The following is a 25,375-nucleotide window of genomic DNA, read 5'->3' as shown; positions in this document are numbered from 1 at the left end:
TTCTTCCTTGAGGCTTCAGACGGTCCAGCGGACGACGGCGAGGTCGGGCTGTAAGGTGGCGACGCTTTGGGTCATGCCCAGGGCGTTGGTCTGGCCTTTGACGATGCGGCCTTCGGCGGTTTCGATTTCGTAGTCTTGTGCGGCGATCGGTTCGCTATTGCCGGCGCTGACGGCTTTGAATTCGACCAAGGGTTGGCCGATGATCGGCAGGGGCGGAATGAATGGCTCGGGGGTGTGACTGCTGCCGATGATGACGTTGCCGGAGCCGCCGACCACCACGCCGCCATGGCTGGCGGTGCTGTCGAGGGTCATGGCGTTCAGGCCGTTGATGAACACCGTTGAAGAGAATCCACCGCTGAGTGCCTGACCGCAGGTGCATTTGTCGCTGACCCGAGCGGCGGCGAGATCGTTGAAAAAGACATCGGGTGAGCCGCTGGCAATCGGGTTGGTGCCGTGGCCGGGGAGGGGCAGGTGGCCGGGTCCGTGAGGCGTGCAGCCGGTTTTCCAGACATATGCATTCCTTGTCATTGTCGTTTGAAGCGAGCGGGGGACGCTAACCACCCAAGCACGATGCGTCAACCTCTGGAATGGACTGTCGGCTAATTCTTCAATTTCTCCGGCCCGATTCACGCGTTCGTTTAGTGACACCCTGGGTTACTTCTCGGAGGCTACAACGCCTTGCGCCGTTGCCTACGGTTACGCCAGAATCCGCCGGCTTGTGCGCCTTGCCCTGGCCTCTATCGTTTCCCTGCCACTACCTATCAGTGGTCGGGTTTAGTGGCCTGAGGTGTTTTCAGTAAGGTGCAGAAGCGCTGTCAGTCAGATTTTTTGTCTGAACCTGATGGTGGCTGTGCGCAGGGCGCTTCGGCGCGCCGGCAATGCTGATTCTCCCCGGTCTACTAACCTGCGCACGGCCGCCACCCTTCTTTTAGTAGAGAACGGTAAGCGGCCCCATTTAGGAGTAAATCAGCTTATGTTCAAGGTAACGCCCAACCCACCGGACACCGATCCGGTCCCCCACGACTTCCCACCGCGCAAACCCAGCAGCATTTTCTTCATAGACCCCAAGGTCGATAACGAAACCTTGCTCGGGCACGCCTGCGAACCGTTGGCGTCAGCCAGCGTAATGGCCAGTGATTTCGCAGGGTTTCTGGATGGCCCACAGCGCAGCACTCTGCTGGGGATTCAGCAAAGCATCATGTTGGGGGAATTGGCGGTGAATCGAGTGCTGGATAACCTCGATCCGCCAGGGTAATCACAGAGCAAAAAAAATGTGGGAGCGAGCTTGCTCCCACAGGTTTTATGCTGACCGGGGTTACTGACCCGGAATGTCCTTGCGCAGCTTCACCGGATCCTGCTGTTTGCGCTTTTTCGCCATCGCGGTACGCATCTTGATGTTGATCGCTTCCACCGCCAGCGAGAACGCCATGGCGAAGTAGACGTAGCCTTTTGGCACGTGAACGTCGAGGGATTCAGCAATCAGCACGGTGCCGACGATCAACAGGAACGACAGCGCCAGCATTTTCAGCGACGGGTGCTTGTCGATGAACTCGCTGATGGTGCCGGAAGCCCACATCATCACCAGCACGGCAACGATGATCGCCGCGACCATGACGGGTACGTGGGACACCATGCCCACGGCGGTGATGACCGAGTCCAGCGAGAACACGATGTCGATGATCGCGATCTGAATGATGGTGTAGAGGAAGTTGCCGCCCTTGCCACCCGGCTCCTCGTTGGTTTCATCTTCACCTTCCAGCGCGTGATACATCTCTTGCGAGCTCTTCCACAGCAGGAACAGACCACCGAAGAACAGGATCAGGTCACGCCCGGAAATGCCTTGGCCGAACACTTCGAACAGGTCCGCAGTGAGGCGCATGACCCAGGTGATCGACAGCAACAACAGAATCCGCGTGACCATGGCCAGCGCCAAACCGAAAATCCGGGTGCGCTTTTGCATGTGCTTGGGCATGCGGCTGACCAGGATCGAAATCATGATGATGTTATCGATACCCAGGACGATTTCCAGGGCGGTCAGGGTAAAGAAGGCAACCCAGATTTCAGGGTTGGTCAGCCATTCCATGTGTATTCCTTTGTGGAAGTGTTAAACCACGAAGGGCCCGGCTTCAAACAACAAAGCCTGGACCCTTCATGGTGAGTCTTGGGCTTACAGAGTGCTGAACAACGGAAAAATCCCCATCAGCAAGGCGGCGATCAGTATGCATACGCAAACCAGCACCGCCCATTTCAGGGTGAAACGCTGGTGATCACCGAAGTCGATGCCGGCCAGGGCCACCAACAGGTAGGTCGATGGTACCAGCGGGCTCAACAGGTGAACGGGTTGACCGACGATCGAGGCACGCGCCATTTCAACCGCAGTTATACCGTAATGGCTGGCGGCTTCTGCCAGCACCGGTAACACGCCGTAATAAAATGCATCGTTCGACATGAAGAACGTGAACGGCATGCTCACCAGTGCGGTGATCACCGCCAGGTACGGGCCGAGGAAGTCCGGGATGACCGCCAACAGGCTTTTCGACATCGCATCGACCATGCCGGTGCCCGACAGGATACCGGTGAAGATACCGGCCGCGAAGATCAAACCGACCACTGCCAGCACGCTACCGGCGTGGGCCGCGACGCGGTCCTTCTGCTGTTGCAGGCACGGGTAGTTGACGATCATCGCGATACTGAACGCCACCATGAACAGCACCGGCAGCGGCAACAGACCGGCAACCAGGGTGCACATCAGGACCAGGGTCAGGGCGCCGTTGAACCAGATCAACTTCGGACGACGGGCATCCGGGAATTGCGAAACGCTGATTTCACTGTGGTCGATTTCATCGCCCACCAGATGCAACTCACCCAGGCGCGCACGCTCACGCTTGCCATAGAAGTAGGCAATCATGAGGATGGCCAGCACCCCGAAAGCCATCGCCGGAATCATGGGTACGAAGATGTCGGACGGGTCCACATGCAGTGCACTGGCCGCACGCGCGGTCGGGCCGCCCCATGGCGTCATGTTCATCACGCCGCCGGCGAGGATAATCAGGCCGGCCATGATCCGCGGGCTCATGCCGATGCGGCTGTAGAGCGGCAGCATGGCGGCCACGCAGATCATGTAAGTGGTCGCGCCGTCACCATCGAGGGAGACGACAAGCGCCAGTACGGCGGTGCCGATCGACACTTTCAACGGGTCGCCCTTGACCAGTTTGAGGATCTTGCGCACCGCCGGGTCGAACAGGCCGGAATCGATCATCAAGGCGAAGTACAAAATGGCGAACATCAGCATCACACCGGTCGGTGCGAGTTTGGTGATGCCTTCGAGCATCATCGGACCGATCTTCGGCGCAAAACCACCGAACAGCGCGAACAGGATCGGGATGATGATCAGAGCGATCAGCGCGGACAGGCGCTTGGTCATGATCAGGAACATGAACGTAATGACCATGGCAAAGCCAAGGAAAGTCAGCATGGGAATACTCCAGGCATAGCGCGGCTAGGGAATGGGCGAACCGGGTGGGTCAGCGCAGAACGGGAAGCACGAGACGTATGGGCGGAGTGACAGCGAAGCGGCGGGTAGCAGAGGACATCAGGATCACCATTGTTGTTGTTAATTGGGCTGTGCGAGCGATCAAACACTGGCATTGGCCGACCGGTCTGTTGCCGGTAGTGGGGGCGATCCTAATCGGGGAAGCTTTCACCCAGCTTTCGCGGATGAACGCATTGACCAGATGTGTAACCGGTCGTGCGCTATCAATTCAGAGGGCCTTTGCATGACATCGCCCACTGTCATTGTTCGATTTGCCGACGGGTCAGCAGCGGGATCGTGACCCCATGGGTCCATCTGGATGAACATTTGCCCGGCGAAGCCGAGGAACAATTGCGCCGCCTGCTCACACAAGGCACGCGCCTGAGCAAGGGGGCTGGCGTCGAAGTAGCCCTGGGCGTGGTAGCCCTTGATCCGCTGCCTTTGAAACCCTCTGAACCGAGTCGAACCGACGTTGCTTCCCACAGGTCACACACCCTATGGATAGGAAGAATGGAGCACGGCCATGAAAAATGCCGAAACCCCGGTGGTGAAAGTGGTGCTTTATGGCGCCATGAGTAGCCTGGGCAGTGCGCTGATGGCTGAAATGCTGCGGCGCCAACATGAAGTAATCGCAATTCTCGATGACCTGACGGCGCTCGCGCCGCGCCCCGGATTGCGCACCAAGACCGGCGATGTGTTCGATGCCAAGCGAGTCAAGCAGAGCGTCGCCGGGTGTTCGGCGGTGATCTGTCTGCTGAATGCACCCGGGTTGCCGATGAACAGCGAGCACGTGGAAAAATCCATCGTGCCCGGCCCGGTCGAGCAAGTGCTGGCGGTGGATGCTCTGATCGATGGCATGCAAGCCACGGGGATTGCCCGACTGTTTCTGGTGGGCGATTTCGAGGTACTGGACGATCCGGAAATAGAAGATCGACTGCAACGCCACGCCGCCGAAGAAATCCGTGAGGCCCTGCAAAGTAGCACCTTGCACTGGACGCTGGTGAATGCGCCGCGCGGAGTGGCCGGGCTGACCATCGAGCATTTCAGCCACGTCAGCAGCAGCCTGGAGCCGGGCCTGGCCGAACCGCTTGACCGGTTGAGCCGGGTGGCCGTGGGGATTGCCGATGAGTTGCGGTTGAACCTGCATGTCGGTGAACACGTGACCTTCGTCGCGACTGAGGCTATACAGCGATAGGCGGCAACGGCAGGCCGTTCAATGATTGCGCACTGCTGGCCTGCTCAGCCATCAGCCAGTCCACAAACTGTTGAATCAGCGCACCACGCCGTTTCCGCTGGGGCAGGACCGCGTAATAGCCGAGCCTGGAAATGACCGTTTCCGCAATCGGTCGACACAACAAACCCTGCGCCAGCAAGTTATCCACAAGGTGCCTCCATCCAATCGCCACACCTTGGCCGCCAATCGCAGCCTGGATCAGCAACGTGTAATTGTCGAAGCGCAATTGCCCGGGCGCGGGTGCCGAAGCGATCCCCAGCTCACGAAACATACCGCTCCAGTCGAACCAGTTGCTGCTGTTTTCGCCTCGAAGGTGCAGCAGCGGGAACTCAAGCAATGACTGAGGGGGCAAGGGCAGGGGACGATCCTTAAGCAGCAGCGGGCTGCACACCGGAAAGACTTCTTCACTGAACAGCCAATAGCTTTCGCCCTGCTTGAATCGCCCATCACCAAACAACACCGCCACATCAATATCGGTGCGCAGCATATTGAGGCTGCGTTCGCTGGTGACCAGGCTGACATCCACTTGAGGATTGGCGGCATGAAAGCGGTGCAACCGCGGCATCAGCCAATACGCGGCGAAGGCGAAATCGGTGGCGACCTGCAACACTTCATGTTGGTGCTGGGCACTGATCGCGCTTAATCCTGCGTCGATGTTCTGCAATCCGAGCTGAACCTGCTCAAACAGGATCGTCCCGGCCTCGGTCAGTTCGATGCCGCGATAGATCCGGTCGAACAGCCGCGTCCCGAGTTGTTCTTCCAACCGCTTGATCTGCTGGCTGATGGCCGGTTGCGTGGTGCCGAGCTCCACTGCTGCAGCCGTGAAACTGCGCTGACGGGCCGCCGCTTCAAAGGCGCGAAGCAAATCCAGAGACAAATCACCCAGGGCGTCATACATAAGCTGTGCTTATCCTAGTCATTGCCGCGTGTGGGCTTTACCACAAGTTGCATGGGCTACATGCTCGATCACAGCACTCTCGCATAAATATTCACTATGGAATGCCGCGATCACATGAAGCGCAAGAATATTCTTTTCATCATGGCCGATCAGATGGCCGCGCCAATGTTGCCGTTTTACGGTCCTTCGCCCATCAAACTGCCCAATCTCAGCCGCCTCGCCGCCGAAGGCGTGGTGTTCGACGCCGCTTATTGCAACAGCCCACTGTGCGCACCGTCGCGTTTTACCCTGGTCAGCGGTCAGTTGCCGAGCAAGATTGGCGCCTACGACAACGCGGCCGATTTCCCCGCCGATGTACCGACTTATGCCCATTACCTGCGCCGACTCGGCTACCGCACCGCGCTGTCGGGCAAAATGCATTTCTGCGGCCCGGATCAGTTGCACGGCTATGAAGAACGCCTGACCAGCGACATCTACCCGGCCGATTACGGCTGGTCGGTGAACTGGGACGAGCCGGACGTGCGTCCAACCTGGTTTCATAACATGTCTTCGGTACTGCAGGCCGGGCCATGTGTACGCACCAATCAGCTGGATTTCGACGAAGAAGTGGTGTTCAAGGCCCAACAATATTTGTTCGATCACATCCGTGAGGATGGCGATCAGCCGTTCTGCCTGACCGTGTCGATGACCCACCCACACGACCCGTACACCATTCCCAAGGCTTTCTGGGATATGTACGACGACGCCGACATCCCATTGCCTGAGACGCCGGCTCAGTCCGAACTCGATCCGCACTCCCAGCGTTTGCTCAAAGTTTATGACCTGTGGGACAAACCACTGCCTGTGGATAAGATTCGCGATGCACGCCGGGCGTACTTCGGTGCATGCAGCTATATCGACAGCAACGTCGGCAAACTCCTGCAAACACTCGAAGAAACCGGCTTGATCGACGACACCATCATTGTGTTCTCCGGTGACCACGGCGACATGCTCGGCGAGCGTGGCCTCTGGTACAAAATGCACTGGTACGAAATGGCCGCCCGCGTGCCGCTGTTGATCAGTGCGCCGGGGCAATTCGGGGCTGGTCGGGTCAGCGCGGCGGTCTCCACTGCCGACCTGTTGCCGACCTTCGTCGAACTGGCCGGCGGGTCGCTGGAGCCTGGGTTGCCGCTGGATGGCCGCTCACTGGTCTCGCACCTGCAAGGGCAGGGCGGTCATGACGAGGTCTTCGGCGAGTACATGGCTGAAGGCACCATCAGTCCGTTGATGATGATTCGTCGCGGCGCCTACAAATTCATCTACAGCGAAGACGACCCTTGCCTACTCTTCGATGTACACAACGACCCGCGCGAACTGGAAGAACTCAGCCAATTGCCACAACATCGGTCGCTTTTCGATGAGTTTCTCGCCCAAGCCCGGGCCAAATGGGACATCCCGGCCATCCACCAACAGGTGCTCGCCAGCCAACGGCGCCGACGTTTTGTCGCCGAGGCATTAACCATCGGCAAGCTGAAGAGCTGGGATCACCAGCCGCTGGTGGACGCCAGTCAGCAGTACATGCGCAACCACATCGACCTCGACGATCTGGAGCGTAAAGCACGTTATCCACAACCCTGCCAAAACCAATAATGTTAAGGGGAATGCCATGCGTAGGTTATCCACAGCACTGACAGCCGGGCTTCTGGCTCTGGGCAGTGCATCGGCGTATGCCGATCAGAGTTGCGAGACGGTGAAAATGGCCGACCCTGGCTGGAGCGACATTGCCGCGACCAACGCCATCACCGGGTTTCTGCTGGACGGCATGGGCTACAAGGCCAAGGTCGACACGCTTGCCGTGCCGATCATCTTTGGCGGCTTGAAAGATGGCCAGGTCGACGTGTTTCTCGGCAACTGGATGCCGGCACAGCAGGGTTTCTACGACAAGTTCGTGGCCACCGGTGACGTCACTCAATTGGCGAAAAACCTCGAGGGCACCGAGTTCACCCTCGCGGTCCCGGATTACGTCTGGGATGCGGGTGTGCATAACTTTTCCGACCTGAACAAGTACGCCGACAAGTTCGACAAGAAAATCTACGGCATCGGCTCCGGCGCTCCCGCCAACATCTCCTTGCAGGACATCATCAAGAAGAACGACTTCGACATGGGCCAGTGGAAATTGGTCGAGTCCAGTGAGCAGGCGATGCTGGCGGAAGTGTCTCGCTCGGTGAAAAGACAGAAGTTCGTGACCTTCCTCGGCTGGACCCCGCACCCGATGAACGTGCAACTGAAAATGCATTACCTCAAGGGCGGCGAGAAGTACTTCGGCGACACCGGCAGCGTCCACACCCTGACTCGCAATGGTTATACACAGGCCTGCCCAAACGTCGGCAAACTGCTCACCAACCTGAGCTTCACCCAGGCCATGGAGAACAGCATCATGGCCGAGGTGGCGAACAAAAAGGTCAGCAATGCTGATGCGGCCAAGGCGTGGATCAAGGCTAATCCGGCGGTGCTGGATAAGTGGCTGGACGGGGTGAAGACCGTGGATGGGAAGGACGCGTTGGGGGCGGTGAAAGCCAAACTCTGAAGCTGCGCCGCCGATCGTTCCCACGCTCTGAAGTAGGAACGATCGGCGATCAGTGCCTCGTCCTGCTACCCTTGCGCAACATCCCACCCGAGAGGACCCATGGCCTTTCTAAACCGCCATTCGCTCTTGCCTTTCCTCAACTGGTTGCCTCGGCAAACCCGCGCCAGCGTCGGTCGAGACCTGATTGTCGGCCTCAGCGGCGCGATTCTTGCACTGCCACAATCCATTGCCTACGCGCTGATCGCCGGTCTCCCACCTGAATACGGTCTGTACGCAGCGATTATCCCGGTGCTGATCGCGTGTCTCTGGGGTTCTTCGTGGCACTTGATCTGCGGTCCTACGGCGGCGATTTCTATCGTCTTGTACGCCAGCGTCAGTCCTCTGGCCGTTCCTGCGTCAGAGGACTACGTCACCCTGATCCTGTTGCTGACGCTGCTTGCCGGCATTTTCCAGTGGCTGCTCGGTTTGCTGCGCTTCGGGGCCTTGGTCAATTTCGTCTCGCACTCGGTGGTGTTGGGTTTCACCCTCGGCGCGGCGGTGGTGATTGCCATCGGCCAACTGCCGAATCTGTTGGGGCTGGAATTGCCCAACCAGGCAACAGCGTTGAACAGTTTGCTGATGCTCTTCAGTCATCTTGGCGAAGTGGATAAACCGTCGCTAGTGCTGGGCCTGGCGACGGTCGTCGTGGGCGTGATCCTGAAATGGCTCCTGCCACGCTGGCCGACGCTGTTGATCACCCTGGTGCTGAGCGGGTTGCTGGTCTGGCTCTGGCCATCGATGTTCGGTCATGTGAAGTTGGTCAGCGCATTTGTCGGCCGACTGCCGCCCTTCAGCCCGCTGCCGCTGGATCTGGAGCTGATTCTGCGCTTGCTACCCAGCGCGGTGGCGGTGGGCATGCTCGGACTGGTCACCAGTCTGTCGATTGCCCGATCCTTGTCGGCTCGCTCCCAGCAGTTGCTCGACGCCAACCAAGAGGTCCGTGCCCAGGGTTTATCGAACATAGTCGGTGCGTTTTTTTCCGGATCGCTGTCAGCCGGTTCCTTCACCCGCTCGGGCTTGAGCTACGAAGCAGGCGCCTGCTCGCCGATGGCCGGCGTTTTTTCGGCGGTGTGGGTGGCGCTATTCGCCATCTTCGGCGCGAAATTGATTGCGCATATTCCAATCCCGGCCATGGCCGGCGGCATTTTGTTGATCGCCTGGGGGCTGGTGGATCATCGCGGCATTCGCGCGTTGTTACGGGTCAGCCGCGCCGAGTTCCTGGTCATGGCGCTGACCTGTGTCGCCACGCTGCTGCTGGAATTGCAGACGGCGATCTACGCCGGGGTGCTGGCTTCGCTGTTCTTCTACCTCAAACGCACCTCGCAACCGCGAGTCCAGCATTGGCGGGATGGGGATGAAGACGTTCTGCGGGTTGGCGGTTCGATCTTTTTCGGCGCCAGCCATTACCTGCAAGTACGCCTGCAACGGATGCACGGCGCGCGCGTGGTGATCGAAGCGCAGCAAATCAACTTCATCGACTATTCAGGCGTGGAGATGCTGCACCAGGAAGCGCGGCGACTATTGCGCCAGGATCGCAGCCTGACCCTGCGGCGTGCACGGCCGCAGGTGGTGGAAGAGTTGCGCAAGCTTGAAGGCGCGGAGAAATGCCCGATCCGGTTTGAGGATTAAAGCGCGAGTTGCCGACGCAACTCGGCCAGCACCGGCGCCGTGTCCGGGCGCACACCGCGCCAAAGGAAGAACGCCTCAGCCGCTTGTTCGGCGAGCATCCCCAAGCCATCCATCGACACCGCCGCGCCCTGTTCACTGGCCCAACGGCAGAACGACGTCGGCTCTTTGCCGTACATCATGTCGTAGCACACCGTTTTGCCCGGCTCGATCAAACTGCGGGCAATCGGCGGTACATCCCCTGACAGACTGGCGGACGTCGCGTTGATGATCAGGTCCACTGACTCCTTCAACCAATCGAAACCACTGGCCGACACCGGCCCCAGGTCTGCGAACAATTCCGCCAACAGTTCGGCTTTTTCTACCGTGCGGTTGGCGATAATGACCGACGCGGGTTGCTCGGCCAGCAACGGCTCCAGCGCACCGCGCACCGCGCCGCCAGCACCGAGCAGCAGGATGCGTTTGCCTTTGAGGCTGAAACCGGCATTGACCGTCAGGTCTCGCACCAGTCCGGCGCCATCGGTGTTGTCGCCCAGCAGGCTGCCATCCGCGAGTTTGCTCAGGGTGTTCACCGCACCGGCGCGTTGCGCCCGCGCCGTCAGACTGTTCGCCAGACGATAGGCCTCTTCCTTGAACGGCACCGTCACATTCGCCCCGCGACCTTCGAGAAAAAACGTCCGGGCGCACGTGGAAAAATCGTCGAGGGGCGCCAGCAACGTGCTGTAGTCGAGGTTTTGAGCCGTCTGCTCGGCGAACAGACGGTGGATCAGCGGCGACTTGCTGTGGCCAATCGGATTACCGAATACGACGTAACGGTCCATCAGGATTCCTCGTTCAGGCCTTGGCCAACCAATCGCGGTCTTGCAGGAAGTACTCGGTCAGCCGTGCTTCTTCGCTGCCCGGCTCGGCTTTCCAGTCGTAGCCCCAGCGTACTTGCGGCGGCAGGGACATCAGGATCGACTCGGTACGCCCGCCCGACTGCAGACCAAACAACGTGCCGCGATCGTAGACCAGGTTGAATTCAACATAGCGCCCACGGCGCAATTCCTGGAATTCACGCTGTTTGGCGGTAAACGCATCATTTTTGCGCCGCTGCATGATCGGCAGGTAGGCGTCGATGAACGCGTCACCGATGGCACGCATGAAGGCGAAACTGGTGTCAAAGCCCCACTCGTTCAAGTCATCGAAGAACAGGCCGCCGATGCCGCGCGGCTCGTGGCGATGCTTGATGTGGAAGTAGCTGTCGCACCAGGCCTTGTAACGCGAGTAGACGTCCGGGCCAAACGGCGCGCAGGCCTGCTCGGCGACGCGGTGCCAATGCACGCAGTCTTCTTCATTGCCGTAATAAGGGGTCAGGTCGAAACCACCGCCGAACCACCAGACCGGTTCTTCGCCTTCTTTTTCAGCGATGAAAAAGCGCACGTTGGCGTGGGACGTCGGCACATGCGGGTTGTGCGGGTGAATAACCAAAGAGACGCCAAGGGCTTCGAAGCCACGGCCGGCCAGTTCTGGCCGATGAGCGCTGGCGGACGGTGGGAGACCGCTGCCGAAGACGTGGGAAAAGTTCACGCCGCCCTTTTCGATGACCGCGCCGTTTTCGATCACCCGGGTGCGCCCGCCGCCACCGGCAGGCCGGGTCCAGGCGTCTTCGGCGAACTGCGTGCCGCCGTCTTCAGCTTCGAGGGCCGCGCAAATGCGGTCTTGCAGGTCGAGCAGATAGGCTTTTACGGCCTCGGTGCGGGTTGTCATGTCATCACCTTGAATCGGGCAAAGCTACACGGCGCTCCATCGGAGCGGGGGCCGGCGCAAATGGGCGCGTAGCATAACATTGCAGGTGCACCCGTCGCAGTTGACGAAGAGCACGCTTGGGAGTTCGATAGGGCGCTTCACGCTACAACTCAAGTAGCTAAGACCTAAGGAGAGTTCTGATGGCTAAGCGTATCCAGTTCCACGCCAATGGCGGCCCCGAAGTGCTCGAGTATGTTGACTACCAACCCGCCGAGCCCGGCCCGCAGCAGGTTCGCGTGACCAACAAGGCCATCGGCCTCAATTTTATCGACACCTATTACCGCAGCGGTCTCTATGCACCGCCAGCCCTGCCATCGGGCCTGGGCTCGGAAGGCGCGGGCGTGGTCGAGGCGGTGGGCAGTGAAGTCACCCGGTTCCAGGTCGGTGATCGCGTGGCGTACGGCAGCGGTCCATTGGGCGCCTACAGCGATGTTCACGTGTTGCCGGAGGCCAATCTGGTGCACCTGCCGGATGCGATCAGCTTCGAACAGGCCGCGGGCGTGATGCTCAAGGGCCTGACCGTGCAGTACCTGCTGCGTCAGACGTATGAACTCAAAGGTGGCGAAACCATCCTGTTTCACGCCGCGGCCGGTGGTGTCGGCTCCCTGGCTTGCCAATGGGCCAAGGCCTTGGGCGTGAAGTTGATCGGCACGGTCAGCTCACCAGAGAAAGCCGCACTGGCCAAGGCCAACGGCGCGTGGGCGACCATCGATTACAGCCATGAAAACGTCGCACAACGCGTACTGGAATTGACTGACGGGAAAAAAGTCCCGGTGGTGTACGACGGCGTGGGCAAGGACACTTGGCTGACTTCGCTTGATAGCGCGGCGCCTCGCGGTCTGGTGGTGAGCTTCGGCAATGCGTCGGGCGCGGTAGACGGGGTGAACCTGGGAGTTCTGTCGGCGAAGGGTTCGCTGTACGTGACCCGGCCCACACTCGCAACCTACGCCAACAATGCCGAGAACCTGCAACGTATGGCAGATGAGCTGTTCGAGATGATCATCAGCGGCAAGCTGAAAGTGGACATCAGCCAAAAATATCCATTGGCTGAAGCAGCGAAAGCGCAGACCGAGTTGTCGGCACGGCGTACGACGGGTTCGACTGTTCTGTTGCCTTGACGGACGCTTTCGCGAGCAGGCTCGCTCCCCCATTGGTTATGGGTCGATCACAAATACCCTGGGAGCGAGCTTGCTCGCGAATGGCCGCGCGGCGGTATCAATCCGGACGTAAAACCTTGCCGGTCGCCAGATCGCGGATCACGCTCGGGTTCTTGCGGCCCCCGAGGTTACCGCCCAGCACTAAATCAACCTGCCCACGGAAATATTGCTCCACGCGAATCCGTGTGCGCGCCGCCGGCCGGCCCTGTGGATTGGCCGAGGTCGACACCAGCGGCCCGATCAACGCACATAAATCGCGCACCTGCGGATGATCGCTGACCCGCAATGCCACCGTTTCATGCACCCCGGTAATCCACTCGGGCAACAGATTCTGATGCGGCACCAGCCAGGTGTTCGGTCCCGGCCAGGTGCTGGCCATCCGATCCATCCACAGCTCCGGGAAGTCTTCGAACAGGAAGTCGAACTGGCGAATGTTGTCGGCGACCAGAATCAGGCCTTTATCCACAGACCGTCCCTTGATCAGCAACAGACGATCCACCGCTTCTTCGTCCCACGGGTCGCACCCCAGGCCCCAGACAGCTTCGGTTGGGTAGGCAATCACCGCGCCTGCGCGAATGGCTCGTGCAGCTTGTTGCACACGCCAACTGTTAACCATGAAAAACTCTCCGGAATAAGGCTCTGCGCAGTTTACCGATCTTCCTTATAAAACCTAGCTCACGCGCGCAAACCAGCGCCCGCTTTCGCAGACCGCCCGGCCATCCATTTCCAGTTCCGTCAGTGCCGCCAGCACTTTCGGCAAGGCCCAACCGCTGGTGACGGACAACGCTTCACTGGTATGCGGCGCCGCGTGAAGCAACCTTAGCAAGGGATGAGTTGCCGCCACCGAGGGCGTCTCTGTGGATAACGGCAACCGTTGCCAGCCACGCAAGGCTTCGAGGATATGCTCGATGGTTTCTACCAGCACCGCACCGTCGCGGATCAGCTGATGACAACCCTTTGCGCCCGGGTGATGAATCGACCCTGGAATCGCATACACCTCGCGCCCTTGTTCCGCCGCCAGCCTCGCGGTGATCAATGAACCACTGGCGACACTCGCCTCGACCACCAGCACACCCAGGGATAAACCGCTGATGATCCGATTGCGCCGGGGAAAGTTACTGGCGGTCGGTCCGGTGTCGAGCGGGAACTCCGAAAGCACTGCGCTGCCCGAGGCGATCATGGCGTCTGCCAGTCGTCGATTACGCTGTGGATAAAAATTTTCAAGTCCCGTGCCAAGGACACCGACCGTTCGCCCGCCTACGTCTAAAGCGGCTTGATGCGCGGCGGCATCAATGCCCAAGGCCAGTCCGCTGGTAATGACAAATCCGGCGCCGGCCAGACTGCGGGAAAATGCGGCGGCGGTGTCCATACCCGGCCGCGAAGCGCGACGGCTGCCGACCATCGCCAACTGCGGTTTTTCCAGAATGCCGGGATCGCCCGCCACGAATAACAGCGGCGGCGCATCACTGATTTCCGCTAACAGTGCCGGATAGTCGGATTGGTCCCACATCAGTAGATGCTGGCCCGGACGCTCTAACCAGGCCAACGCATGGCTCGCGCCATCACGGATTTCACTGGAGCGCCTGGCCTGCGCGCAAGCGAGGGGCAAACCCAACGAACGCCAGGCACTGGCCGGCGCGCTGATAGCCTTGGACGCTGAGCCGAAGGCCTCAAGCAATTTCTTGAAACGCGCAGGACCGAGTTCCGGCAGGCGATGCAAACGTAAACGAGCTTCCAGTTCCGCAGGGGAAACCGGTGCAAAAGCAGGCAATGACATGGATCATCCTTGATCGTTATGAGCCCCGTTCAAACGGGAGTAAGCTGTGGATAACTCTGTTGGTAACTTGTGGAGCCTGCTTAAGGATTTCGCACCTTGTCCAGCACCGCCAGGGAGCGTGATGCATTGAGCACCAGCCCGTAGCTGAGCTTGTCATAGGTGCGGAAAACCATCAGCAAACCGGCGCGCTCATCCGGGATTTTCAGTGGCTGACCGGTGATCCGGTCACGCACGGTCTCGCCGGTTTTCATCACCACCAACACGTTGCCTTCGACCAGGCCATCGCGCTGGCCTTTGTTCAGCGTGACCACGTCCAGCGCGCCTATTTGGGTAACGCCGCGCGGCACGTCGATGATCAACCCGTTGATCTCGGTTTTTGGCGCACGGGGCATGAAGGTCGAGTTGATCGATCGCTCTTCTGCGCTGAACAAGCGGTCGCCGAGGCGAACTTCCTGCGTGGTGCGTTGCAGTGCCAGGGTGGCGACGTCGCCTTCGGTGGCCACAATCCCGCCGCTGCCGATGTCGTCGGCATTGATCCCCAAAAATTCTTTACTGACAGGATCGGTGTAGACCTTGCCCTGACGGAAGATGCCGTATACCGGCTGCGCCGGATTGAAGTGGCCGCGAGCGAAGATTCGGTCACCGGTGCCACTGAGCACGCGTTCGGCATCGCCGGCGACGATATAAGGTGCCTTGTCGAAGTCCTCAACCTTGTCGACGATGCGGTTGCTCAGCAGAAAGCTGTTGATCGAATGCAGCCCAATGCTCGGGATCGCATCGGCAACCGGGCTGCTGCGCACGCGTGGCGAAAGCCTGATAGTGCCCCGGGAAGCACCGCGATTGAGGGTCAGGCGCGGCTGCCCGTTGACGTAGACCAGCGACAGCGAATCGCCGGGATAGATGAGATTGGGGTTTTCGATCTGTGGATTGGCCTGCCAGAGCTCCAGCCATTTCCACGGTTCACGAAGGAATTTCCCCGATATGTCCCAGAGTGTGTCACCCGATACCACCGTGTATTGCTGTGGAAAACCTTCCCTGAGTTGCACTTGCCCGTGCGCCAAACCGGCCAAGGCCAGAAGCAGCAAGGCGAGTAGTGATTTCCTCATGCGGTGAATCCCTTTATTATGTGCATTCGCGTAGAACGCCAGAGCCCTCGTGGCTCGCTCCTGACTCTTTACCAAAAGAGAAGGAAGCTACGTTTTACAACGGTAGCCTGCATCTTCGGACCCGCCAGGCCATCGACCCGACATTACCTCACACGTGCAGCAATTAAGCTTATGGCCATTTTAGACATCCTCGAATTCCCCGATTCGCGCCTGCGCACTATCGCCAAACCCGTGGCCGTAGTGGACGACGAAGTGCGTCAGTTGGTCGATGACATGTTTGAAACAATGTATGAAGCGCCAGGCATCGGCCTCGCCGCGAGCCAGGTCAACGTGCACAAACGTATCGTCGTGATGGACCTCTCCGAAGACCGCAGCGAACCACGGGTGTTCATCAACCCCGAGTTCGAAACCCTGACCGACGAGATGGAGCAATATCAGGAAGGCTGCCTCTCGGTGCCGGGCTTCTACGAAAACGTGGACCGCCCACAGAAGATCAAGATCAAGGCACTGGACCGCGACGGCCAGCCTTACGAACTGATCGCCGAAGGCCTGCTCGCGGTGTGCATCCAGCATGAATGCGACCACCTGAACGGCAAATTGTTCGTCGACTACCTGTCCAATCTCAAACGCGACCGAATCAAGAAGAAACTGGAAAAGCTCCATCGCCAGAACGCTTGATGCCCTCCTTTCAAAGGCTTGCTGCGGCAAGCCTTTTTCTTTTGCGAGACCTTTTGAATGACTGAGCCCCTGCGCATCGTCTTTGCCGGCACCCCGGAGTTCGCCGCCGAACACCTCAAGGCCCTGCTCGACAGCCCTTACGAGATCGTCGCGGTCTACACCCAACCGGACCGTCCGGCGGGTCGCGGGCAAAAGTTGATGCCAGGTCCGGTCAAGCAATTGGCGCTCGAGAGCAACATCCCGGTGCTGCAACCGCCCACCCTGCGCAACGAAGACGCTCAGGCCGAACTGGCTGCGCTGAAGCCGGACTTGCTGGTGGTGGTTGCCTATGGCCTGATCCTGCCGCAAGTGGTGCTGGATATTCCGCGTTTGGGCTGCATCAACAGCCATGCCTCCTTGCTGCCACGCTGGCGCGGTGCGGCGCCGATTCAGCGCGCCGTCGAAGCGGGCGACAGCGAAAGCGGTGTGACCGTGATGCGTATGGAACTGGGCCTCGACACCGGGCCGATGCTGCTGAAAGTCACCACGCCGATCACCGGTGAAGACACCGGCGGCAGCCTCCACGACCGTCTGGCCGAAATGGGCCCACCGGCGGTGATTCAGGCAATCGCCGGCCTCGCTGCGGGCACTCTGGAAGGCGACGTGCAAAACGATGAGCTCGCCACTTACGCGCACAAATTGAACAAAGATGAAGCGCGCATCGACTGGAGCCGCCCGGCAGTTGAGCTGGAGCGCATGGTTCGCGCCTTCAACCCATGGCCGATCAGCCACAGCACGCTGAATGGCGAAGCATTGAAGGTGCTGGCCGCCGGCCACGCTGAAGGGCAAGGCGTTCCCGGTGAAATCCTCAGCGCCAGCAAGGACGGTTTGATCGTCGCCTGCGGTGAGCAAGCCCTGTGTCTGACTCGTCTGCAATTGCCCGGCGGCAAGGCGCTGAACTTCAGCGACTTGTTCAACAGCCGTCGTGAGAAATTCGCCGTCGGTACTGTTCTCGGTCAAGCGGCGGACGCTCAATGAATCCACGTCTGGCCGCCGCCAAGGCACTGGCTGCTGTTCTTAACGGAAAAGCCTCACTCAACAGTTCCCTGCCGACACAGATGGACAAGGTTGAAGACCGCGACCGCGGCTTCACCCAAGACCTGGCGTTCGGCACCGCTCGCTGGCAGCCACGTTTGTCGGCGCTGGCGGCCAAGTTGCTGCAGAAGCCGTTCAAGGCTGCCGACGCCGATGTCGAGGCGCTATTGCTGGTCGGCCTCTACCAGTTGCTCTACACCCGGGTTCCGGCCCATGCCGCCATCGGTGAAACCGTGGGCTGCGCCGACAAGCTGAAAAAGCCCTGGGCCAAGGCCTTGCTCAACGCCGTGCTGCGCCGCGCCCAGCGTGAAAGCGAAGCGCTGCTGGCCGAGCTGGAACACGACCCTGTGGTGCGCACGGCTCACCCGCGCTGGCTGCAAAAATCCCTGAAGGCTTTCTGGCCTGAACAGTGGGAAGCCATTTGCGCGGCGAACAACGCGCATCCGCCGATGATCCTGCGGGTCAACCGTCGTCATCACAGCCGCGATGCTTATCTCGGGTTGCTGACCGACGCCGGCATCGCCGCCACGCCGTGTGTTCACAGTCAGGACGGCATCATTCTCCAATCCCCTGCCGACGTGCGCAGCTTGCCGGGTTTCGTCGAAGGCTGGATCAGCGTGCAGGACGAAGCCGCGCAACTGGCCGCCGATCTGCTCGACCTGGCACCGGGCCAACGGGTGCTGGACGCCTGCTGCGCACCGGGCGGTAAGACCTGCCACATCCTGGAAGCCGAGCCGGCACTCGCCGGCGTGGTAGCGGTGGACCTGGAAGCCAAGCGTTTGGTGCGCGTGCGGGAAAACCTCGCACGCCTGGGCCTGAGCGCCGAACTGATCGCCGCCGACGGCCGCGACACCGCCGCCTGGTGGGACGGCAAGCCGTTCCAGCGTATTCTGCTGGACGCGCCATGCTCGGCCACTGGCGTCATCCGTCGTCATCCCGACATCAAGCTGACTCGCCAACCGGACGACATCGCTGCTCTGGCGGTGCTTCAAGGTGAACTGCTCGACGCCATGTGGATAACGTTGGAAGTCGGTGGGGTTCTGTTGTACGCCACCTGTTCGACGCTGCCGACCGAGAACACCGACGTCATTGAAGCCTTCCTCGCTCGCACGCCGGGCGCTCGTGAACTGGACCTCGCCACTGCGGCCGGTATCAAGCAACCTCATGGTCGCCAGTTGCTGGCCCAGGAAGGCGGTCACGACGGGTTCTACTATGCCAAGCTGATCAAGATCGCCGCCGCGCGCGGTTAATGGGTTTTAAGGGAGTGACTGGATGAAAATCATCATCCTCGGCGCAGGGCAAGTCGGCGGTTCGCTGGCAGAGCACTTGGCCAGCGAAGCCAACGACATCACCGTGGTCGACACCGACGGCGAACGCTTGCGCGACCTCGGCGATCGGCTGGACATCCGCACCGTGCAGGGCCGTGGCTCACTGCCGACGGTGCTGCGTCAGGCCGGCGCGGACGACGCCGACATGCTGGTGGCGGTGACCAACAGCGACGAAACCAACATGGTGGCCTGCCAGGTTGCCCACACTCTGTTCCACACGCCGACCAAAATCGCCCGGGTTCGCGAAGCCGCCTACCTGACTCGCTCCGAGCTGTTCGACAACGAAGCGATTCCGGTGGACGTGCTGATCAGCCCGGAGCAAGTGGTTACCAATTACATCAAGCGACTGATCCAGCACCCGGGCGCCTTGCAGGTGATCGACTTCGCCGAAGGCAAAGCCCAGTTGGTGGCGGTCAAGGCGTACTACGGCGGCCCGCTGGTCGGTCAGCAGTTGCGTCAGTTACGTGAGCACATGCCGAATGTCGAAACCCGCGTCGCGGCGATTTTTCGTCGCGATCGGCCAATATTGCCGCAGGGCGATACGGTGATCGAGGCAGACGACGAAGTCTTTTTCATCGCCGCCAAGGCGAATATTCGCGCAGTGATGAGCGAAATGCGCCGCCTCGATGAGAGCTACAAACGCATCGTCATCGCGGGCGGCGGGCAGATCGGTGAGCGTCTGGCCGAGGCCATCGAAAGCCGTTACCAAGTGAAGATCATCGAGATGAACCCGGCCCGCTGCCGCCATCTCTCGGACACCCTCGACAGCACCGTGGTACTGCAGGGCAGCGCTTCGGATCGGGATCTGCTGCTGGAAGAGAACATCGCCGACGCCGACCTTTTCCTGGCCCTGACCAACGACGACGAAGCCAATATCATGTCGTCGCTGCTGGCCAAGCGCCTGGGTGCAAAGAAGGTGATGACCATCATCAACAACCCGGCCTACGTCGACCTGATCCAGGGCGGCGACATCGACATCGCCATCAGCCCGCAACTGGCGACCATCGGCACCTTGCTGACCCACGTGCGCCGTGGCGATATCGTCAGCGTGCACTCATTGCGCCGGGGCGCGGCGGAAGCCATCGAGGCGATTGCCCACGGTGATGAGAAGTCGAGTAAGGTCATCGGCAAGTCCATTGAGAACATTGGCTTGCCGCCGGGCACCACCATCGGCGCAATCATCCGCGACGAAGAGGTGATCATTGCCCACGACGACACCGTGATCGCGGCGGGCGACCATGTGATCCTGTTCCTTGTGGATAAGAAGCATATTCGGGATGTGGAAAAGCTGTTCCATGTGGGACTCAGCTTTTTCTAAATGATCGTTCCCGCGCGAGTGGGAACGATCGCGGTCTAAAGAGGTGCGAAAGATGCTCGACTCTCTGGAAAAAATGCTCGCCAAGGGTGTGGATAACTCATTGCTGCGCTTCGGTCTGGGCAAGGGTTATCTGGACCTTGGCGAAAACGCCAAGGCCGCTGAGCATTTCCAGCGTTGCGTCGAATTTGATCCGAAGTATTCAGCGGCCTGGAAGCTATTGGGCAAGGCCCATCAAGGGCTGAATGATTTCGCATCCGCACGTCTGGCGTGGGAACAGGGCCTGGAAGCCGCTCGCGCCCATGGCGACAAGCAGGCCGAAAAGGAAATGACCGTGTTTCTGAAGAAGCTTGAGCGTCAGGCTCACTGATCAGAGGTATCGCAGGCCAATGCCCTCGGCATCCACCAGCACCACTTCCATGCGCACCCGCGGCGCGCCTGTGGGTAAGTCCTGCACCTGACCGTACACCACCGCGCCCTTGGGCAAGACCGACAAGCCCGGATGCTTGACGTAGACGCCTGTCGTCGAAAGGTTACGCGTCTGGCCCAGGCATTCGCCAAAGCTGTGGTGACTGATCTTGATGCGAAACGATTTGCGGTGTTCGGACATCTTCTGCGCCCTTTATTGAACGGTTGTGGATAACCCTGAATTTACGGTTATCCACAGATCATGCCAATCAACTCAGTACCAGCGTTCTTCACCCGGTGGACGCTTCTTGAAGCGCTTCATGCTCCACATATACTGACTCGGATACGCCCGCACATAGCGCTCGACCACCTGGCTCATGGCCGCGCAGGACGTCTCGGTATCGGTGCTGTACATGGCCTCTGGCGCGGCTTCGAGGATCACTTTGTAACCCGAACCGTCCGGCAGGCGTAGCGCATGCAGAAACACGCCGACCGCTTTGCCGCCCGCGAGCATGTTCGGTACGAACTTGCTGGTCAGGGCCTGAGTGGCGAAGAACGGCACGAAGATCCCGGCGGATTCGGCCGGTTCCGGGTCAGCGGGAATGCCCACGGCACCACCTTTGCGCACTTCCTTGATAACACTGAGGATGCCTTCCTTGGTGGAAGCGGCTACCCGATTGCCCAATTGCACCCGTTGCTTGCGCAGCAAATCATCCACAGCCTTCAGCTTTGGCGGACGATAAAAGATGATCGGTTTGCACTGGTTGCAATAGAAGTGGTTCAACACTTCCCAGTTGCCCAGGTGACTGGTGATGCCGACGACACCTTTGCCGGAGGCGAGGGCGTCCTTTAATACGTCCAGACCTTCGACTTCACGCACCAGGTCGATGGAGCGCTGGGCCGGCCAGATCCAGGCGCAGGCGCTTTCGGTCAGGGACTTGCCGATGTCTTTAAGGCTCTGGCCGACAAGACGCTCCCGTTCAGCCGCATCCATGTCGGGGAAGCACTTGGCGAGGTTGATCCGCACGACATCGCGGGAACGGTTGGGGGTTTTCCACATGACCCAGCCGATGGCCGAGCCCACTGCCTGCACTGCCCGCCACGGAAGCAGGGCAAACAGCCGCAGAGCGCCTACCAGCAAGGCGCCTTTCAACTTATCCACAGGTCACTCCTGATCTTGTGCTGTGCGCGAGGGGGCTATTCTAACCGCCGTTCGCCAGCGCCGCGTAGCGATCGCAATCCTGGGTGTGGTCCATGACCATGCCCGAGGCCTGCATCAGCGCGTAGCAAATGGTCGGGCCGACGAACGTGAAGCCAGCCTTTTTCAGGCCTTTGCTCATCTCCACAGCGGTCGGCGTCACGGCCGGCACTTCGCTGCGGTCCTTGAAATGATTGATCACAGGCACGCCGTCGACGAAGGACCAGAGAAACCCCACCGGATCCTCCAGCGCCAGCCAGGCCTGGGCATTGCGCCGGGCCGCATTGAGTTTCAAGCGATTGCGAATAATGCCCGGATCGAGCATCAATTCATCGATTTCGGTGTCGCTCATTTGCGCCACGCGTTGTACGTCGAAACCGAACATTACCTGACGATAGTGTTTACGTTTACGCAGCACGGTGATCCAGGAAAGGCCGGCCTGGAACCCTTCGAGCAAAAGCAACTCGAACAATCCCTGCGCATCGCGTAGCGGCGTGCCCCACTCCTGATCGTGATAAGCCATGTACAGCGGATCTTCGGAACACCAAAAGCAGCGTGGCATAAGGCTCCAGGGGGCGTGCGCAGGACCGAATCGGGTATACTCCCGCTCTTTAAATCGCAGCCCAAGAAACAGGTGAATTTCGTGAGCCAGCCTACGCCAGCCGTGCGTACCTTCCAAGACTTGATCCTCGCCCTCCAGCAATACTGGGCCGAGCAAGGTTGTGTGGTACTTCAGCCCTACGATATGGAAGTAGGCGCCGGGACTTTCCACACTGCCACGTTCCTGCGCGCCATTGGCCCGGAAACCTGGAACGCCGCTTATGTGCAGCCCAGTCGTCGCCCGACTGACGGCCGCTACGGTGAAAACCCGAACCGTCTGCAGCACTACTACCAGTTCCAGGTTGTGCTGAAGCCTAATCCGGACAACTTCCAGGAGCTGTACCTGGGCTCCCTCAAGCATGTCGGTCTGGACCCGTTGGTCCACGATATCCGCTTTGTCGAAGACAACTGGGAATCGCCAACACTGGGCGCCTGGGGTCTGGGCTGGGAAGTCTGGCTCAACGGTATGGAAGTGACGCAGTTCACTTACTTCCAGCAAGCGGGCGGCATCGAGTGCTACCCGGTGACCGGCGAGATCACTTACGGTCTTGAGCGCCTGGCCATGTACCTGCAAGGCGTGGATTCGGTCTACGACCTGGTCTGGGCTGACGGCCCGATGGGCAAAGTGACCTACGGCGACGTGTTCCACCAGAACGAAGTGGAGCAGTCGACCTACAACTTCGAACACGCCAACGTCGAGAAGCTGTTCGAACTGTTCGACTTCTACGAAAGCGAAGCCAAGCGCCTGATCGAACTCGACCAGCCGCTGCCGTTGCCGAGCTACGAAATGGTGTTGAAAGCCTCCCACACCTTCAACCTGCTGGATGCTCGCCGGGCAATCTCTGTGACCGCGCGTCAGCAATACATTCTGCGTGTCCGCACTCTGGCGCGTTCCGTTGCGCAAGCCTACCTGCTGACTCGCGCCAAGCTGGGCTTCCCGATGGCGACCCCGGACCTGCGTGACGAAGTACTGGCCAAGCTGGAGGCTGCACAATGAGTGCTCAAGATTTTCTGGTTGAACTGGGCACCGAAGAACTGCCACCCAAAGCCCTGAACACATTGGCCGACGCGTTCCTGGCCGGTATCGACAAGGGCCTGCAAGCCGCTGGCCTGAACTACGAAACCAAAACCGTCTACGCCGCGCCACGTCGTCTGGCTGTGCTGATCACCGATCTGGCGACTCAGCAGCCGGATCGCAGCATCAACCTCGACGGCCCGCCACGTCAGGCCGCGTTCGATGCCGAAGGCAACCCGACTCAAGCGGCATTGGGCTTCGCCAAGAAGTGCGGCGTCGACTTGAGTGAAATCGATCAAAGCGGCCCGAAACTGCGTTACAGCCAAAGCATCGCCGGCAAACCGACCGCGAGCCTGCTGCCAACCATCGTAGAAGATTCCCTGAACGACCTGCCGATCCCCAAGCGCATGCGCTGGGGTGCCCGCAAGGAAGAATTCGTTCGTCCGACCCAGTGGCTGGTGATGCTGCTCGGTGACCAGGTCATCGACTGCACCATCCTCGCTCAAAAATCTGGTCGCGATTCCCGTGGTCACCGCTTCCATCACCCGCAAAGCGTGCGCATCACCTCGCCGACCAACTACCTGAGCGACCTGCGTGCTGCTTACGTACTCGCCGACGCCAACGAGCGTCGCGAACTGATCAGCAACCGCGTCGAAGAGCTGGCGACGATGCAGGAAGGCACGGCGATCGTGCCGCCAGCGCTGCTCGACGAAGTGACCGCCCTGGTTGAATGGCCAGTGCCGCTGGTGTGCTCGTTCGAAGAGCGTTTCCTCGACGTGCCGCAAGAAGCCCTGATCACCACCATGCAGGACAACCAGAAGTACTTCTGCCTGCTGGATGCCGACGGCAAGTTACTGCCACGTTTCATCACCGTGGCCAACATCGAAAGCAAAGACCCGCAACAGATCATCGCCGGTAACGAGAAAGTGGTTCGCCCACGCCTGACCGACGCTGAGTTCTTCTTCAAGCAAGACAAGAAGCAGAAACTCGAAGAGTTCAACCTGCGTCTGCAGAACGTGGTGTTCCAGGAAAAACTCGGCAGCGTCTACGACAAGGCCGAGCGCGTGTCCAAACTCGCCGCATTCATCGCTCAACGCATTGGCGGTAACGCCGCGTGGGCTTCCCGTGCCGGCCTGCTGTCCAAGTGCGACCTGGCGACCGAGATGGTCGGTGAGTTCCCGGAGATGCAAGGTGTCGCCGGTTACTACTACGCCCTCAACGACGGCGAGCCGCAAGAAGTCGCTCTGGCGTTGAACGAGCAATACATGCCGCGCGGTGCCGGTGCCGAACTGCCGACCACCCTGACCGGTGCGGCCGTGGCCATCGCTGACAAGCTCGACACCCTGGTCGGCATCTTTGGCATCGGCATGCTGCCAACCGGTAGCAAAGACCCGTATGCCCTGCGCCGTGCTGCGCTGGGTGTGCTGCGGATCCTGATCGACAAGAAGCTCGACCTCGACCTGAACGACGCCGTGGCGTTCGCCGTGAATGCGTTCGGTACCAAGGTCAAGGTTGCCGGCCTCAACGATTCGGTGCTGGAGTTCATTTTTGACCGTCTGCGTGCCCGTTACGAAGACGAAGGCGTGGATGTCGGGACTTACCTGTCGGTGCGTGCCCTGAAGCCGGGTTCGGCGCTGGACTTCGATCAGCGCGTACAAGCGGTAGAAGCCTTCCGCAAATTGCCGGAAGCCGCTGCCCTGGCCGCGGTGAACAAGCGCGTTTCGAACTTGCTGAGCAAGGCCGAAGGCTCGATTCCATCGGTAGTGGAAGCCAAGTACTTCGACAACGCCAACGAGTTCTCCCTGTACTCGGCGATCCAGCAGGCTGACCAGGCTGTCCAGCCAATGGCTGCTGCCCGTCAATACAGCGAATCGCTGGCACGTCTGGCGGCCTTGCGCGAGCCAGTGGATGCCTTCTTCGAAGCCGTAATGGTCAACGCTGAAGATGCCAAGGTCCGCGCCAACCGTTATGCGTTGCTGTCGCGCCTGCGTGGGCTGTTCCTGGGCGTCGCCGACATTTCGCTGCTGGGTTGAGGG

The 25,375-nt window shown here is 60.0% G+C and carries 24 protein-coding genes and 2 pseudogenes; 14 read left to right on the top strand and 12 right to left on the bottom strand.

The window, feature by feature from the left end; genetic code table 11:
- Positions 1–15: 15 nt before the first annotated feature.
- Positions 16–512, bottom strand: a pseudogene (locus ACXPVS_RS15385) (PAAR domain-containing protein).
- Positions 513–973: 461 nt separating this feature from the next.
- On the opposite strand from ACXPVS_RS15385, the gene ACXPVS_RS15380 reads away from it, so the two are divergent.
- On the top strand, positions 974–1,255 hold the full coding sequence (locus ACXPVS_RS15380) for a DUF6124 family protein (RefSeq protein WP_458510693.1): 282 nt from the start codon (positions 974–976) through the stop codon (positions 1,253–1,255).
- Between the two features lie 60 nt (positions 1,256–1,315).
- On the opposite strand, the gene ACXPVS_RS15375 is transcribed toward ACXPVS_RS15380, so the two are convergent.
- Both ACXPVS_RS15375 and ACXPVS_RS15370 read right to left on the bottom strand, forming a co-directional pair.
- Positions 1,316–2,083 carry a TerC family protein gene (locus ACXPVS_RS15375; protein WP_458510692.1) on the bottom strand — a complete coding sequence of 256 codons (768 nt, stop codon included), beginning with the start codon at positions 2,081–2,083 and terminating at the stop codon, positions 1,316–1,318.
- Positions 2,084–2,167: 84 nt separating this feature from the next.
- Complete coding sequence (locus ACXPVS_RS15370) at positions 2,168–3,475, bottom strand: CitMHS family transporter (RefSeq protein WP_458510691.1); 1,308 nt, start codon at positions 3,473–3,475, stop codon at positions 2,168–2,170.
- 273 nt (positions 3,476–3,748) lie between these two features.
- Here ACXPVS_RS15370 and ACXPVS_RS15365 point away from each other — a divergent pair.
- Both ACXPVS_RS15365 and ACXPVS_RS15360 read left to right on the top strand, forming a co-directional pair.
- Positions 3,749–3,844 (top strand): annotated as a pseudogene (locus ACXPVS_RS15365) (GFA family protein); the annotation flags it as partial.
- Positions 3,845–4,055: 211 nt separating this feature from the next.
- Positions 4,056–4,727, top strand: a complete 672-nt coding sequence (locus tag ACXPVS_RS15360; protein WP_458510690.1) for an NAD(P)-dependent oxidoreductase — start codon at positions 4,056–4,058, stop codon at positions 4,725–4,727.
- On the opposite strand, the gene ACXPVS_RS15355 is transcribed toward ACXPVS_RS15360, so the two are convergent.
- The gene (locus ACXPVS_RS15355; protein ID WP_458510689.1) at positions 4,714–5,664 is read right to left on the bottom strand and encodes a choline sulfate utilization transcriptional regulator; all 951 of its coding nucleotides are present in this window, start codon (positions 5,662–5,664) and stop codon (positions 4,714–4,716) included. The genes ACXPVS_RS15360 and ACXPVS_RS15355 overlap by 14 nt on opposite strands.
- Before the next feature lie 114 nt (positions 5,665–5,778).
- Here ACXPVS_RS15355 and betC point away from each other — a divergent pair, with 114 nt between their 5' ends.
- The 3 genes from betC to ACXPVS_RS15340 all read left to right on the top strand — a co-directional run bounded on the left by betC (position 5,779) and on the right by ACXPVS_RS15340 (position 9,898).
- Complete coding sequence (betC, locus tag ACXPVS_RS15350) at positions 5,779–7,293, top strand: choline-sulfatase (protein WP_458510688.1); 1,515 nt, start codon at positions 5,779–5,781, stop codon at positions 7,291–7,293.
- Positions 7,294–7,309: 16 nt separating this feature from the next.
- Positions 7,310–8,230, top strand: coding sequence for a choline ABC transporter substrate-binding protein (gene choX, locus ACXPVS_RS15345; protein ID WP_458510687.1), 921 nt, complete (start codon positions 7,310–7,312; stop codon positions 8,228–8,230).
- Positions 8,231–8,329: 99 nt separating this feature from the next.
- On the top strand, positions 8,330–9,898 hold the full coding sequence (locus tag ACXPVS_RS15340) for a SulP family inorganic anion transporter (protein WP_458510686.1): 1,569 nt from the start codon (positions 8,330–8,332) through the stop codon (positions 9,896–9,898).
- On the opposite strand, the gene aroE is transcribed toward ACXPVS_RS15340, so the two are convergent.
- Positions 9,895–10,716: a shikimate dehydrogenase gene (gene aroE, locus ACXPVS_RS15335; protein WP_458510685.1), complete on the bottom strand. Its 822-nt coding sequence runs from the start codon at positions 10,714–10,716 to the stop codon at positions 9,895–9,897. The genes ACXPVS_RS15340 and aroE overlap by 4 nt on opposite strands.
- A 13-nt stretch (positions 10,717–10,729) precedes the next feature.
- Positions 10,730–11,644 carry an oxygen-dependent coproporphyrinogen oxidase gene (hemF, locus tag ACXPVS_RS15330; protein WP_458510684.1) on the bottom strand — a complete coding sequence of 305 codons (915 nt, stop codon included), beginning with the start codon at positions 11,642–11,644 and terminating at the stop codon, positions 10,730–10,732.
- Positions 11,645–11,823: 179 nt separating this feature from the next.
- Between hemF and ACXPVS_RS15325 the strand changes: the two genes are divergently transcribed.
- Positions 11,824–12,801: an NADPH:quinone reductase gene (locus tag ACXPVS_RS15325; protein ID WP_458510683.1), complete on the top strand. Its 978-nt coding sequence runs from the start codon at positions 11,824–11,826 to the stop codon at positions 12,799–12,801.
- 97 nt (positions 12,802–12,898) lie between these two features.
- Here ACXPVS_RS15325 and ACXPVS_RS15320 read toward each other — a convergent pair whose 3' ends face one another.
- From ACXPVS_RS15320 to ACXPVS_RS15310, 3 genes are all read right to left on the bottom strand, one after another.
- On the bottom strand, positions 12,899–13,456 hold the full coding sequence (locus tag ACXPVS_RS15320) for an L-threonylcarbamoyladenylate synthase (RefSeq protein WP_458510682.1): 558 nt from the start codon (positions 13,454–13,456) through the stop codon (positions 12,899–12,901).
- Between the two features lie 54 nt (positions 13,457–13,510).
- Positions 13,511–14,617 (bottom strand): DNA-processing protein DprA, encoded by a 1,107-nt coding sequence (dprA, locus tag ACXPVS_RS15315; RefSeq protein WP_458510681.1) that lies wholly within the window; start codon positions 14,615–14,617, stop codon positions 13,511–13,513.
- Between the two features lie 80 nt (positions 14,618–14,697).
- On the bottom strand, positions 14,698–15,723 hold the full coding sequence (locus ACXPVS_RS15310) for a LysM peptidoglycan-binding domain-containing protein (RefSeq protein ID WP_458510680.1): 1,026 nt from the start codon (positions 15,721–15,723) through the stop codon (positions 14,698–14,700).
- 171 nt (positions 15,724–15,894) lie between these two features.
- On the opposite strand from ACXPVS_RS15310, the gene def reads away from it, so the two are divergent.
- The 5 genes from def to ACXPVS_RS15285 are packed head-to-tail and all read left to right on the top strand — an operon-like array spanning position 15,895 to position 20,488.
- Positions 15,895–16,401: a peptide deformylase gene (gene def / locus ACXPVS_RS15305; RefSeq protein ID WP_458510679.1), complete on the top strand. Its 507-nt coding sequence runs from the start codon at positions 15,895–15,897 to the stop codon at positions 16,399–16,401.
- A gap of 57 nt (positions 16,402–16,458) precedes the next feature.
- A complete protein-coding gene (fmt, locus tag ACXPVS_RS15300; RefSeq protein ID WP_458510678.1) occupies positions 16,459–17,418 on the top strand; it encodes a methionyl-tRNA formyltransferase in 960 nt (319 codons plus the stop codon).
- Entirely contained in the window at positions 17,415–18,725 is a 1,311-nt protein-coding gene (gene rsmB / locus ACXPVS_RS15295) for a 16S rRNA (cytosine(967)-C(5))-methyltransferase RsmB (protein ID WP_458510677.1), read from the top strand. The genes fmt and rsmB overlap by 4 nt, the downstream gene beginning before the upstream one ends.
- Positions 18,726–18,747: 22 nt before the next feature.
- Complete coding sequence (gene trkA / locus ACXPVS_RS15290) at positions 18,748–20,121, top strand: Trk system potassium transporter TrkA (RefSeq protein ID WP_458510676.1); 1,374 nt, start codon at positions 18,748–18,750, stop codon at positions 20,119–20,121.
- A 52-nt stretch (positions 20,122–20,173) separates the two neighbouring features.
- On the top strand, positions 20,174–20,488 hold the full coding sequence (locus tag ACXPVS_RS15285) for a tetratricopeptide repeat protein (RefSeq protein WP_458510675.1): 315 nt from the start codon (positions 20,174–20,176) through the stop codon (positions 20,486–20,488).
- On the opposite strand, the gene ACXPVS_RS15280 is transcribed toward ACXPVS_RS15285, so the two are convergent.
- From ACXPVS_RS15280 to ACXPVS_RS15270, 3 genes are all read right to left on the bottom strand, one after another.
- Positions 20,489–20,728 carry a PilZ domain-containing protein gene (locus ACXPVS_RS15280; protein WP_458510674.1) on the bottom strand — a complete coding sequence of 80 codons (240 nt, stop codon included), beginning with the start codon at positions 20,726–20,728 and terminating at the stop codon, positions 20,489–20,491.
- 72 nt (positions 20,729–20,800) lie between these two features.
- Positions 20,801–21,688, bottom strand: coding sequence for a lysophospholipid acyltransferase (locus ACXPVS_RS15275; protein ID WP_458510673.1), 888 nt, complete (start codon positions 21,686–21,688; stop codon positions 20,801–20,803).
- A gap of 40 nt (positions 21,689–21,728) precedes the next feature.
- The gene (locus ACXPVS_RS15270; RefSeq protein WP_458510672.1) at positions 21,729–22,286 is read right to left on the bottom strand and encodes a DNA-3-methyladenine glycosylase I; all 558 of its coding nucleotides are present in this window, start codon (positions 22,284–22,286) and stop codon (positions 21,729–21,731) included.
- Between the two features lie 81 nt (positions 22,287–22,367).
- Between ACXPVS_RS15270 and glyQ the strand changes: the two genes are divergently transcribed.
- Both glyQ and glyS read left to right on the top strand, forming a co-directional pair.
- Positions 22,368–23,321, top strand: a complete 954-nt coding sequence (gene glyQ, locus ACXPVS_RS15265; RefSeq protein WP_458510671.1) for a glycine--tRNA ligase subunit alpha — start codon at positions 22,368–22,370, stop codon at positions 23,319–23,321.
- Positions 23,318–25,372, top strand: a complete 2,055-nt coding sequence (glyS, locus tag ACXPVS_RS15260) for a glycine--tRNA ligase subunit beta (RefSeq protein WP_458510670.1) — start codon at positions 23,318–23,320, stop codon at positions 25,370–25,372. Before glyQ ends, glyS begins: the two co-directional genes overlap by 4 nt.
- Positions 25,373–25,375 lie beyond the last annotated feature (3 nt).

It is taken from the genome of Pseudomonas sp. Ma2-10 (assembly GCF_054330215.1).
The sequence above is the reverse complement of the archived record's forward strand: the minus strand, read 5'-3'. Positions and strand labels throughout refer to the sequence as shown.